Below are 11,873 nucleotides of genomic sequence, written 5' to 3'. Positions count from 1 at the left end.
TACCGGCCTGTCACGCCGGGGGTCGCGGGTTCGAGTCCCGTCCGCTGCGCCATATCTGCTCCAGGGCCCACTGAACGCCTTGAAGCACAAAGAAAGCCTTTGGCTGCTTTGATCCGATAGCAAAGACCCTGGTCGAAAGACCGGGGTTTTTTGTGTTTGCGATTTTGTTTTATGTGGGAGCGGCGGTGCGACGATTCGACTTGCTCGCGAATGCAGTGTGTCAGTCACCAAATTTATTGACTGATCCACCGCTTTCGCGAGCAAGCCCGCTCCCACACAAGCCCGCTCCCGCAGTTGGATTGTGGTCAGAACCCTAGCTTGTCTCGCAGCCCGTAATACCAAGCCCCCAGCGCCGCAAACGGCGTACGCAACAATTGCCCGCCCGGGAACGGATAGTGCGGCAGGTCGGCAAACGCGTCAAAACGCTCTGCCTGGCCTCGCAGCGCTTCAGCCAGCACCTTGCCCGCCAAGTGCGTGTACGTCACGCCATGGCCGCTACAGCCCTGGGAGTAATAGATGTTGTCGCCCAGCCGGCCTACCTGCGGCAGGCGCGACAGGGTCAGCAGGAAATTGCCGGTCCAGGCGTAGTCGATCTTCACGTCCTTGAGTTGCGGGAATGCCTTGAGCATTTTCGGGCGGATGATTGCTTCGATGTTCGCCGGGTCGCGTGCGCCATACACCACGCCGCCGCCGAAGATCAGGCGTTTGTCGCTGGTAAGACGGTAGTAGTCGAGCAGGTAGTTGCAGTCTTCGACGCAGTAATCCTGTGGCAGCAAGGTCTTCGCCAGCTCGTCGCCCAGTGGTGCCGTGGTGATGACCTGGGTGCCGCATGGCATCGACTTGGCCGCTAGCTCCGGCACCAGGTTCCCCAGGTAGGCGTTGCCCGCGACAATGATGAACTTGGCCCTGACCTTGCCCTCAGCGGTGTGCACCACCGGATTGGCGCCACGCTCGATACGCAACGCCGCCGATTGTTCGTAGATCGTGCCACCCAGGGACTCCACTGCCGCCGCTTCACCCAGGGCCAGGTTGAGTGGGTGGATGTGACCGCCGCTCATGTCCAGCAGGCCGCCCACATAGTTGTCACACGCCACGACTTCGCGGATGCGGCGCTCGTCCAGCAGTTCCAGCTGGGTATGGCCGTAGCGCTCCCACAGGCGCTTCTGCGACTCCAGGTGGCCCATGTGCTTGCTGTTGAGGGCGGCGAACACACCGCCGTCCTTCAGGTCGCACTGGATCTGATATTTGGCAACCCGCTCGCGGATGATCCGGCCGCCCTCAAACGCCATCTGCCCGAGCAGTTGCGCCTGCTGGGGGCCGACGCTGCGCTCGATGACATCAATATCTCGGCTATAGCTGTTGACGATCTGCCCACCGTTACGGCCTGACGCGCCAAACCCTACCTTGGCGGCTTCCAGCACCGTTACGCGAAAACCGTTCTCCAGCAGGAACAGCGCGCTGGAGAGGCCGGTGTAGCCGGCGCCAATTACGCACACATCGGTTTCGACATCACCTTGCAGCACCGGGCGGGGCGGGACCGCATTCGCGGACGCGGCGTAATACGACTGGGGGTAGGGGGTGTTCGCCATCCTGGAACCTCTGTTTTATATTTTTTACGAGTGCCCCGATCCTACCTGAGTTGAAAATTGCCTGCCAGCCACCCGAAAACCACGGGTATCCCCAGCTCAAATAAATAATTCGCATATTCATAGGGTTAGCTGCAAAAAAGATGTTGACACCCCTCCGGAATTCCGTAGAATGCCGCCTCACAGCAGGCACGTAGCTCAGTTGGTTAGAGCACCACCTTGACATGGTGGGGGTCGTTGGTTCGAGTCCAATCGCGCCTACCAAACAAAATCCGCTCTGCTGGGCGGTCTAGAAAGGCTCACCGAAAGGTGGGCCTTTTTTTGTTGTTTGGATTTACAAGTGGCCGCAGCCTGGCACCAGGCGTTGTGCGTGCGAATCCACTGGTCAGGCTGGATCTCGCGCAATAGTGCTTCTCGCAAGGCCAACCGCCGCAGTAATGGCTGCCCGTGCTTGTGGGCTGTTTTTCCAGCAGGTCGAACCTACTGCGGCTGAGGCTTGCGCCAGAATCTCACTGACATTCGATTCTCCGAGCTTGGCCAGGGATTCGATGCCCATCTGTTCAAGTCGAGCAATCACGGACGGCCCTACGCCCTTGAGCGCTAGCAGCAGAAATCTTTCTTCCGGTGAAAACGGCATCCACAAAATCCTTTTTGGGCGTTGGGGAAATCCTGGGCAAACGGGGGTGGAGTCACAACGACTCATGCGGTGAACCTATATAGCGTGGGCGTTTTGACCAATCAGCAAAAAAGCTGAGCCACCGATAGCAGGCAGATGATCTGTACAACCATCTGGCAGCGAATCTCACCATTTGTTGTCGCCATGCCCATTTGTCCGGCGTACATAGTGGACTACCTCTTTGTCAGCGAAGCGATGCACATCAACGCGCTATCGCACAAATCAGTATAGGTGCTGTGTGAGATTCTTCATTGCTGAACCGACCAGGCGCGACGAGTAGCCTCTGGGCCAACCAAGCGGTTGGCCCTTTTTTCATTGATGAAGCCATACTGGGCGACGTTTTCGTCTCATGCAGGAGGTCGTAATGGAATTGGCAATGGAAGTGTCGTTCAACGTATCCGAACAGGAGCGCGAGGCCATCCTTACGCCGCTGCGCGCTTACAACCTCAGTATTACCGGGAAAATGCCTTTCGAAACCGTCGGGATTTTACTGCGTGACCCAGACAACCAGGAGGTTGTTGGGGGGCTTTGCGGGAAAATTTCCTACGGCTGGCTGTTCGTTGAGTTGCTGAGCGTCCCGGATCAGATGCGCACCCAAGGCACGGGCACGCGGTTGATGCGTACCGCTGAGGACTTGGCGCGCCAAAGAGGTTGTGTCGGGATCTGGCTGGATACGTTCAGCTTTCAGGCGCCCGAGTTTTATCGAAAACTCGGTTTCAGCGAGTTCGGTCACGTTGCCGACTATCCGCCGGGTCATCAGCGCTTCTTTTTCCAGAAGCGTTTCGCGTAGAAACCTGGGCGCTGATGACCGCCAGCCGGCTTCAGCGCAGCCTCCAATCACTCACAAAATTTATTGGTTTGCAGCAACAATTTTTCTTGTTGGACACCTCCCGCCCCAGGCAGCAAAGTTGCCGCCACTGACGCTCGACCTTCCGGGTCAACAATAAAAAACCGAGCCGACTGCACGCCACTTCTTGCTGTGAACCCTTTGTTCACATCCTGCTGTAATGGCGCCGCAGCGCGCATTTAAGGACTTCACCGTCATGCAAACTGTTGTGAACCTATGGCCGTTGATCGGCGTACTTGTCATCGTGGTTGGCTTTGTCTTGCGCTTCAATCCGTTGCTGGTGGTCACCGCTGCCGCCATCGCCACCGGGCTTGCTGCCCATTTCCCCTTGGAAAAAATCCTCGCCACCATGGGTGATGGTTTCCTTCAGACTCGCGCCCTGCAATTGATCCTTTTGTTGCCCCTGGCGGTCATTGGCTTGCTGGAGCGCCATGGTTTGCGCCTGCATGCGCAGAACTGGATTGCACGGTTTGAACGAGCGACGGTGGGGCGCCTGTTGATCATCTATCTGTTTGTGCGTGAATCCACGGCGGCCATGGGCTTGACCAGCCTGGGCGGGCATCCGCAGATGGTGCGTCCGCTGTTGGCGCCGATGGCCGAAGGTGCGGCGGAAAAGCGCTACGGCAAGTTACCGGACAAGGTGCGGCACAAGGTGTTGGCGATGTGTGCGGCGACTGACAACGTGGGGTTGTTTTTTGGTGAGGATATTTTTGTCGCGTTTGGCGCGATTGCACTGATGCACACCTTCCTGCTCGGCTCGGGCATTGATGTGGAGCCACTGCACATTGCGGTGTGGGGCATCCCCACGGCGATCTGCGCCTTTATCATCCATGCGATCCGCTTGCATCGGTTTGACCGCAGGCTCACCCGCGAGCTGACGCCGACCGCTACGTCTGTGGAGGCCGCGCAATGATTATCTCCATCCAATATCTGTACTGGTTGGCCGGTGTATTGCTGCTAATCACCGCAGGCATGATCGTGTTGGATCGCAGTCATCCCAAACGGTGGTCCAGCGCGCTGTTCTGGCTGTTGTTTGCCATCCCGTTTCTGGTTGGAGAGCGCTTGCCGTCGGTGGTTATCGGTGCAGGGGTCGTCGTGATGGCATTGATCGCCGGGATGGGCGGTGTTGGCCGTGGCCAACATGCCGAACTGCATGACAAGGCCTCCCGCGCCAGCGCCGGTCGCTTGGGGCATAAGCTGTTTATCCCTGCGCTGGCCATTCCCCTGACTACGGTGATTGGCTCGGTATTGCTCAAGCACACCGAGATCGGCGGCGTACCGCTGCTGGACCCGAAAAACACCACCTTTGTGTCTCTCGGTATCGGCTGCCTGATCGCCCTCGGCCTGGCTTGTTGGTTGACTCGCGATACGCCGGTGCAAGCCCTGCGCGAATCCCGGCGCCTCACAGAAGCCCTGGGCTGGGCCATGGTGCTGCCGCAAATGTTGGCGATGCTTGGGTTGTTGTTCAATGAAGCGGGGGTCGGTACGGCCGTTGCCCATGTCACCACCACCTATATCAATCTGGATTACAAATTGGTGGCGGTCATGGTCTATGTGTTGGGCATGGCGTTGTTCACGGTGATCATGGGCAACGGTTTTGCGGCCTTTCCGGTGATGACCGGCGGTGTCGGCGTGCCGGTGCTGGTGGGGATCTACGGTGGCAACCCGGCGGTGATGGCGGCCATTGGCATGTTCTCCGGCTACTGCGGCACGTTGATGACGCCGATGGCGGCCAACTTCAATATCGTACCGGCAGCGCTGCTTGAGCTACCGGACAAGAACGCGGTAATCAAGGCGCAGTTGCCTACGGCGCTGATGATGTTGGTGGTCAATATCGTCCTGCTTTACTTGCTGATGTGAGATCAAGATGCAAACGATACTGCTGACGGGGTTTGAACCTTTCGATCAAGACCTGGTGAATCCGTCCTGGGAGGCGGTGCGCCAACTGGACGGCGTGCAGCTGGGCGACGATGTGCAGATTGTTGCGCGCCGGTTGCCTTGCGCGTTTGCCACGGCGGGCGACTACCTGGCCCAATTGATCGCTGAACTGTCCCCGGTAATGGTCATTGCCACGGGCCTCGGCCCGGGGCGCAGCGATATTTCCATCGAGCGGGTGGCGATCAACGTCAACGATGCGCGCATCCCCGATAACCTGGGCGCGCAACCTATCGACACAGCGGTGGTTGTGGGTGGTCCCGCAGCATACTTCACCACGCTGCCGATCAAGGCGATGGTCAAGGCCGTGCGCGAGGCAGGGCTCGCGGCCTCGGTTTCGCAGACCGCAGGTACGTTTGTATGCAACCAGGTGTTTTATCGGTTGCAGCACCTGCTGGCCGGGACAGCTGTGCGCAGTGGGTTTATTCATGTGCCCGCCTTGCCGGAGCAGGTGGTTGGATCGGGTCAGCCTTCGATGGCTTTGGCGATGCTGGTTGAAGGCTTGCAGGTTGCGGTACGGGCGGCGTGGCGTACACCCATGGATGTGGTGGAGGCCGGCGGACAGGTCAGTTGACCTGTCCGATTGGCCTTAGCTGGAATGCAATCGGATCAATCCGAAGGCGATAGCGCATGCAAGTCCAGCCATTGCGAGCGTGGTAGCGACGAAGCATTTGATGATGTTCATCTCCGTCGTCGCCAGGTCTGCCCGGGTGGCGAAGTGTTTTTCAATGGAGTCAGCCTTGTTCGAAACAGTTAATAGCTTCTCTTTCATTTCTGTTAACCCCTTTTCCAGTAAGCCCAAGCGCTTTTCCAGGCCGGAACCTCCGTCGCTGCCTCCAGCGGTTATGCCTTGAGCCAGAGTATTCAGAGTGTTCGCGCCACCGAGCTGATGTTGTCTTTTTTCCACTGTGTGACATCCGTTTCAAACAATGTGAGTGAGTGGTTCGAAGGCAAGAATAGTCGGAGTGCGCGCCAGCAGGGGCAGGCAATTTTTTGCAAAATAACACCGTGGCTCTGGCTTGTGGTTTTCAGTCCCCCTGCTCGGTGAGCAGCCAGCGTTTACAAGCATCGATGGCATCCGTAAATTGCGTCGGGCCGATTATTTGTTACCGCCCATGAGGAAGCCACGCAGTGTCCATCCCAGCAGCTCAACATTACCGCGCCTTTCTGTTCGACATGGACGGGACCCTGCTCAATTCCATCGCCGCCGCCGAGCGGGTATGGAGCGTTTGGGCGCAACGCCATGGCCTGGACGTTGCGGCGTTCCTCGGCACCATTCACGGCGCACGCGCGATTGATACGATCACGCGCCAGGCATTGCCCGGCGTCGATCCAGAGGTCGAGGCGCAGTGGATTACGCAGGCTGAGATCAACGATGTCGAAGGTGTTGTCGCGATACCTGGCGCCGTTGCTTTCCTGAACGACTTGCCGGGCGATCAATGGGCGCTGGTCACGTCTGCCCCTCGAACGTTGGCGTTGCGTCGCCTGCAGGCTGCGGGAATTACTCCGCCTGCTGTATTGGTGACCGCCGAAGATGTCGTCACCGGCAAGCCTGATCCCGCCTGCTACGTTTTGGGTGCACGGCGACTCGGGGTGCCGGTTCAGGAGTGCCTGGTGTTCGAGGATGCGACAGTGGGCATTCGGGCGGGCGAGGCTGCTGGTGCGGATGTAATGGTCGTGACCTCGACGCACCTCGAGCCCATGGTGACGAAGCATCCTTCTATAAGCGGATATGAAAAGCTACAGGTTCGGCGTAGCGCCGACGGCTTGCTGTACGTGCAGGGAAGGGACGAATGATATGAAGGTCATCAACGTGCCGCTTTGCGTTGCAGCTGTTGAGTCGCGCTGCGGTGCAGTCTGCGCCGGATGGCGGCCTGGATGGGCTTGAGGTAGAGCACCAACAGATAGGCACACAGGAATAAGCCAAGGTCCAGCCACGAGCGGGTTTCAGGGCTAGCGACTCGTTCGGCTTCCAGGCTCAGGCCATATTCCAGCCCTGCGAAGGCAAGCCCAATCAACAGAGCGATTATCCAGGCACGGGTGGCGAAGGGTTGCGTTGCAGTGCGCCTCATCGACGTGCTCCTGACTGCACTCTGATGGCGGGGGAAGGGTCAGGAGATTCGGCTGCGGATGGGCGAACAAGTTCCAGGCGCCCGCACAGTTTCATCTTTGCGGGGATGAGCAGGCGCGGCATGCGAACTTACGGGAAACCCAAGCAGGACTCGGGGTTTTCGCCAGCCGTTACAGTGAACGAAAAGGCTGGCTACTGAGTGCGCTTCAAGGCGTCTGGTTTTTGTCTGGCGCGGTCAGCCCAGCCTGGATGCGTTGGTAAATCTCCTCGCGATGCACGGCAACGTCCTTTGGTGCGTTGATGCCGATTCGTACTTGCTGGCCGCTAACGCCCAGGATGGTGATCGTGATGTCATCACCGATGTTTATGCTTTCACCGACTTTGCGGGTGAGTATAAGCATGGACTTCTCCTTGATTACTTTTAAGGACACATGTTTCAGACAGGGCAGGTGTCGGATGTGTGTAGCTTACTGCTAAGCGCTTCCCTGTGACTGCCTCTTTTAGGACGCATAGAGGCGACATTAATTCCCATGGCGGCATCATACAGGTCTGCGATACATGATTCGCATTGTTTAAGCCAACGTTTATGACGGCCAGAATAGACAGTGAATGATAAAGTTGCCTCTTTATCCTTTAAAGGAGCAGGGCAGTGCGTAAAGTAGCGATGGCAATTGCGGTGTTGGCATTGGCCGGTTGCGGTGAAGGCAAGCGTGTCGATGCCCCCAAGGCCAAGCCTGCCGTGACCGAAAGCCAGCCACAAACCGGTACGATTGCCGCCCAGGAGTGGGATGTGCGCGTAGGCCCGCCGGACCACAAGCTGCAGGCGATTACCGACTTGACCGCGTGGTTGCTGGAACATGGTTTCAATTTTTATATCGTGAAAGTCGAAGGCAAGGACGAAGTGTTTCTGGGGCCTTTCCCAAGCAAGGCAGAAGCTGAGGCCAAGCAGGCGTTGCTTAACGAAAAGATGGCCCGCGCCAAGAAAACCGACACCGAGTCACAGGTCGTCGAGCACCAGGCTGCGCAATAAGGGCTGGTTGGGCGGGAGTCCCGCCCACGTTCAACCGCAGGCCTTGAGGTTTACCGGGCCGACAAATTCATTGCCGCGCCCCATCACGCAGGCCACCGTCTGATTGCGCTGGCGCTCCCAGGTTTGCACCGGGTAGGTCTTGTTCCAGGCTTCGTACAACTGGCGATCCTGTTTTGACAGGCGCAAACCGTATTGCTTGCTCATGTAGAAATAAGTGCGCGCAATCATGCCGCGAACCGACGGACGCGGCATGACCTTCTTGGCCTTGAAGTCCACCTGGGTCAGGCATGATCCGTACTGCCCGCGTTGCACGGGCAGCCAACCAAAACTGAAGTTGTTACGGTCCCCGTTGACCTCGCCGATGCTCGGCACCAGGTTGTGCAGGTCGGCCTCGGCGCGCTTGAACACGTCATCATGACGCGTGCAGTTCTTGCGTCCGCCCTGTTGCCAGCACTGGCGCTGATGCCCGATCTGCCAGGCCGGGACAATATGCTCCCACTCGATACGTGCAGCGCGGCTGGCGCTTTTGCGTGGGATGTAGCCGCAGGCTTTCAGGTCCACGCGGTTGCCCGTGTATTTGCAGCCGCAATAGAACTCGGTGGATTGTGGCGCGTAGAGCTTCCAGGCGACTTTCTTGGCTTCGCTGAACGTGCGAGGCGCTTGCGCGTGGGCAGTGATGGAGAGAAACAGGCAACACACAGCAATAAAGCGGGCACTCATTGAATCAATCTTCCTTCGGCACAACCCAGAAAATCTGCACGCCGCCATCATCCCGGTAGGCGAGGGTGACGTTGTCGTTCTCTGCGATTTCCTCCAGCAGGCGCTGCCACTCATCCTCGGGCTCATCCGGCAGGCGGAAGATCAAGGCTGCCTTGGCTTTCTGGGCGTTGGTCGAATTGATGATCTTTTGCACGCGAATGGCCAGGCGTTCGTAAGCACCAGGTGGGGTTTGTGCTGCGGAAGAGGACTTTGCCACGGGGGACTCCTTAGATAAGCTGTACGTGCATACAGTATTTAACTGCGAGCAATTTCGCAACTGCTTAAAATTCAGGAAGTTCTTCTGATACCGACTTGCGCGGTTTGAGGTAGGAAGGGGCGGTTCTAATGGTGGGCATTTGCGAGGGGAGGCAGGGGCGGGTAGGTCGCCCCTGCCGGGGTGTCACCAGGAATCAGTATTCCCAGAACATCCGTTGCAGCTCTTTGCTGTCCTGGGTCTTGGTCAGGGCGACCATCGCGAGGATGCGGGCTTTTTGCGGGTTCAGGTCATGGGCAACCACCCAGTCGTACTTGTCGTCAGGTTGTTCGGCGTTGCGCAGAACGAAACCGCCAGCATTGACGTGGGACGAGCGAATGATCTGCACGCCTTGTTTGCGCAGTTCCTGCAGGGCAGGGACAACCTTGGAAGACACCGAGCCATTACCGGTGCCGGCATGGATGATGGCTTTGGCGCCAGCCTGGGCCAGGGCCTTGTAGGCCGTGTCGCTCACGTTGCCGTAGCCGTAGGCGATTTCAACGTCAGGCAGGCTCTTGATGTTCTTGATGTCGAACTCCGAGTCCATGGTGTGGCGCTTGGCTGGCAGGCGGAACCAGTAGGATTTGCCTTCAACCACCATACCCAGTGGACCCCATGGGCTCTTGAATGCTTCGGTCTTGATGTTGACCATCTTGCTCACGTCGCGACCCGATTGGATTTCGTCGTTCATGGTCACCAGCACGCCCTTGCCACGTGCATCTTTACTGCCGGCCACGGCAACGGCGTTGTACAGGTTGAGCATGCCGTCTGCCGACATGGCGGTGCCTGGGCGCATGGAGCCGACCACGATGATTGGCTTGTCGGTTTTTTCCACCAGGTTCAGGAAGTAGGCGGTCTCTTCCAGGGTGTCGGTGCCGTGGGTGATCACGATGCCGTCCACGTCCTTGCTGTCGGCCAGTTCGGCGACGCGGCGGCCCAGTTGCAGCAGGTTGTCGTTGTTGATGCTCTCGGATGCAATTTGCATCACTTGTTCGCCGCGCACGTTGGCGATCTGGCTAAGCTCAGGAATACCGGCAATCAGCTGTTCGATACCAACCTTGGCTGCCTGGTAGGTGGCACTGTTGGCCGAGCTGGCGCCAGCGCCGGCGATGGTGCCGCCGGTGGCGAGGATCACCACGTTGGAGAGTTTGGTCTTGGTTTCAACTTCCTTTGCCTGGGCGGCAACGGGGAACAACAGCAGGAGGGCCAGCGCGCCCGGAACAATGTTCTTCAATGCAGATTTCATTATTTTTCTCTCTGGTTTTTGATGAGTGCTGGTGCAGGTTCATCTAGAGCGCCCGGGCGGTTCTGAACGCCGCGAGGTGCAGGGAAGGAGCAGGATCTGTACCAGCCGGAGCAATTTTTTAACCATAAAATAAGATGTTGATTTATAAGGAATAAACCCGTCTTTTTGAGTTTCGTCAGCGATACGTTGTCCGGCTTTCCGAACAATTGGGCGGTAGCGCGTTCGGTTGTCCGAAAAAAATATCGAATCTCTCCTCCGGGTGTGTGCGACACAGCCTCGCGGCCTGTCGTTTTAGAGAACGACCAGGCATTGGCGATGTTTAAGGGCGCACCTGAAGACAGAGGCCAGCGGGCTTGCATGAAAGCGTGCTGGAGACCGTTGACAAATCTCGGCAAGGTTCTCATAGTTTCAATAACGCAAACGTTTGCGAGATGTTTCGTTGCAGGCGTTGTTTACAATAATCATAAGATCGGAGTGAACCCATGAAGCTGCCATTCGCTGGACGTCTTCTTGCTGTCGCTGTGCTTGCTGCCGCATCCTCTGCTTTACCTCTCTCCTCTGCATTTGCTGACGACGCCGCCAAACCCAAGGTAGGCCTGGTCATGAAATCTCTCGCTAATGAATTTTTCGTCACGATGACCAAGGGGGCTACGGATTATCACGCCAGTCATGCCGCTGACTTTGACTTGGTTTCCAACGGAATCAAAAACGAAACCGATACCGCTGCCCAGGTCGCCATCGTCAATCAGATGATTATCGCGAAAGTAGATGCCATCGTCATTGCGCCGGCCGACTCCAAGGCGCTGGTCACTGTGCTGAAGAAAGCCTCCGACGCCGGTATCAAGGTCGTGAACATCGACAACCGCCTCGACCCGGGCGTGCTGAAAAGCAAAAGTCTCGATATTCCTTTCGTAGGTCCGGATAACCGCAAAGGCTCCGAGCTCGTGGGCAACTACTTGGCCAAGCAGCTGGCCGCAGGTGATGAGGTTGGGATCATCGAAGGCGTCCCGACCACTACCAATGCCCAGCAGCGCACTGCAGGCTTCAAGGATGCAATGGATAGAGCGGGGATGAAAATCGTCTCCACTCAGTCCGGCAATTGGGAAATCGACCAAGGCCAGAAAGTCGCCTCTGCAATGTTGAGCGAATACCCAAAAATCACAGCACTGCTGGCAGGGAACGACAACATGGCGCTGGGTGCCGTCTCCGCAATCCGCGCGGCAGGCAAGGCCGGCAAGGTCCAAGTGGTGGGCTATGACAACATCGAAGCCATCAAGCCAATGCTGCAAGACGGCCGTGTCCTGGCGACCGCCGACCAGGCTGCGGCCCAGCAAGCCGTGTTCGGTATCCAGAACGCGCTCAAGCTGGTCAAGGGTGAGAAAGTCGATGCCAAAGATGGCGTGATCGAAACCCCGGTCGAACTCGTCCTCAAGAAGTAATCCTGGCAGCACCCAACAGCGCTCGCTCATC

Annotated in this window: 15 protein-coding genes and 1 tRNA gene; 8 read left to right on the top strand and 8 right to left on the bottom strand. The window is 57.8% G+C overall.

The genetic code is table 11. The features are described from left to right. Positions 1–305: 305 nt before the first annotated feature. Positions 306–1,589, bottom strand: a complete 1,284-nt coding sequence (locus tag NUV89_RS08565) for an FAD-binding oxidoreductase (RefSeq protein ID WP_207042514.1) — start codon at positions 1,587–1,589, stop codon at positions 306–308. A gap of 184 nt (positions 1,590–1,773) precedes the next feature. On the opposite strand from NUV89_RS08565, the gene NUV89_RS08560 reads away from it, so the two are divergent. Further along, positions 1,774–1,850: transfer RNA gene (locus NUV89_RS08560), tRNA-Val, on the top strand. Positions 1,851–1,971: 121 nt separating this feature from the next. Here NUV89_RS08560 and NUV89_RS08555 read toward each other — a convergent pair. Next, positions 1,972–2,223: a helix-hairpin-helix domain-containing protein gene (locus NUV89_RS08555; protein WP_257780973.1), complete on the bottom strand. Its 252-nt coding sequence runs from the start codon at positions 2,221–2,223 to the stop codon at positions 1,972–1,974. A 403-nt stretch (positions 2,224–2,626) separates the two neighbouring features. Here NUV89_RS08555 and NUV89_RS08550 point away from each other — a divergent pair, with 403 nt between their 5' ends. From NUV89_RS08550 to pcp, 4 genes are all read left to right on the top strand, one after another. Beyond that, positions 2,627–3,052 carry a GNAT family N-acetyltransferase gene (locus NUV89_RS08550; protein ID WP_257780972.1) on the top strand — a complete coding sequence of 142 codons (426 nt, stop codon included), beginning with the start codon at positions 2,627–2,629 and terminating at the stop codon, positions 3,050–3,052. A gap of 253 nt (positions 3,053–3,305) precedes the next feature. Further along, positions 3,306–4,022, top strand: coding sequence for a DUF969 domain-containing protein (locus tag NUV89_RS08545; protein WP_257780971.1), 717 nt, complete (start codon positions 3,306–3,308; stop codon positions 4,020–4,022). After that, a complete protein-coding gene (locus NUV89_RS08540) occupies positions 4,019–4,969 on the top strand; it encodes a DUF979 domain-containing protein (protein WP_017737844.1) in 951 nt (316 codons plus the stop codon). Before NUV89_RS08545 ends, NUV89_RS08540 begins: the two co-directional genes overlap by 4 nt. A 7-nt stretch (positions 4,970–4,976) precedes the next feature. Then, entirely contained in the window at positions 4,977–5,618 is a 642-nt protein-coding gene (gene pcp, locus NUV89_RS08535) for a pyroglutamyl-peptidase I (RefSeq protein ID WP_257780970.1), read from the top strand. Positions 5,619–5,633: 15 nt separating this feature from the next. On the opposite strand, the gene NUV89_RS08530 is transcribed toward pcp, so the two are convergent. Next, on the bottom strand, positions 5,634–5,951 hold the full coding sequence (locus tag NUV89_RS08530) for a hypothetical protein (protein WP_257780969.1): 318 nt from the start codon (positions 5,949–5,951) through the stop codon (positions 5,634–5,636). A 224-nt stretch (positions 5,952–6,175) separates the two neighbouring features. Here NUV89_RS08530 and NUV89_RS08525 point away from each other — a divergent pair, with 224 nt between their 5' ends. Next, positions 6,176–6,841 (top strand): HAD-IA family hydrolase, encoded by a 666-nt coding sequence (locus tag NUV89_RS08525; RefSeq protein WP_257780968.1) that lies wholly within the window; start codon positions 6,176–6,178, stop codon positions 6,839–6,841. Positions 6,842–6,852: 11 nt separating this feature from the next. Here NUV89_RS08525 and NUV89_RS08520 read toward each other — a convergent pair whose 3' ends face one another. After that, positions 6,853–7,116: a hypothetical protein gene (locus NUV89_RS08520; RefSeq protein ID WP_257780967.1), complete on the bottom strand. Its 264-nt coding sequence runs from the start codon at positions 7,114–7,116 to the stop codon at positions 6,853–6,855. A 205-nt stretch (positions 7,117–7,321) separates the two neighbouring features. Next, positions 7,322–7,516, bottom strand: coding sequence for a carbon storage regulator CsrA (gene csrA / locus NUV89_RS08515; protein ID WP_003192511.1), 195 nt, complete (start codon positions 7,514–7,516; stop codon positions 7,322–7,324). 263 nt (positions 7,517–7,779) lie between these two features. On the opposite strand from csrA, the gene NUV89_RS08510 reads away from it, so the two are divergent. Further along, positions 7,780–8,145: an SPOR domain-containing protein gene (locus NUV89_RS08510; RefSeq protein ID WP_257780974.1), complete on the top strand. Its 366-nt coding sequence runs from the start codon at positions 7,780–7,782 to the stop codon at positions 8,143–8,145. Between the two features lie 30 nt (positions 8,146–8,175). Here NUV89_RS08510 and NUV89_RS08505 read toward each other — a convergent pair whose 3' ends face one another. The 3 genes from NUV89_RS08505 to NUV89_RS08495 form a co-directional block, all read right to left on the bottom strand. Next, on the bottom strand, positions 8,176–8,865 hold the full coding sequence (locus NUV89_RS08505; protein WP_257780966.1) for an endonuclease I family protein: 690 nt from the start codon (positions 8,863–8,865) through the stop codon (positions 8,176–8,178). 4 nt (positions 8,866–8,869) lie between these two features. Next, positions 8,870–9,121: a DUF1654 domain-containing protein gene (locus NUV89_RS08500; protein ID WP_017737837.1), complete on the bottom strand. Its 252-nt coding sequence runs from the start codon at positions 9,119–9,121 to the stop codon at positions 8,870–8,872. A gap of 193 nt (positions 9,122–9,314) precedes the next feature. Beyond that, complete coding sequence (locus NUV89_RS08495) at positions 9,315–10,403, bottom strand: asparaginase (RefSeq protein ID WP_026136927.1); 1,089 nt, start codon at positions 10,401–10,403, stop codon at positions 9,315–9,317. A 482-nt stretch (positions 10,404–10,885) separates the two neighbouring features. Here NUV89_RS08495 and NUV89_RS08490 point away from each other — a divergent pair, with 482 nt between their 5' ends. Beyond that, a complete protein-coding gene (locus NUV89_RS08490; RefSeq protein ID WP_257780965.1) occupies positions 10,886–11,842 on the top strand; it encodes a sugar ABC transporter substrate-binding protein in 957 nt (318 codons plus the stop codon). Positions 11,843–11,873 lie beyond the last annotated feature (31 nt).

Origin of the sequence: Pseudomonas sp. 18.1.10 (assembly GCF_024655625.1) — a bacterium.
GTDB lineage: Bacteria > Pseudomonadota > Gammaproteobacteria > Pseudomonadales > Pseudomonadaceae > Aquipseudomonas.
The sequence above is the reverse complement of the archived record's forward strand: the minus strand, read 5'-3'. Positions and strand labels throughout refer to the sequence as shown.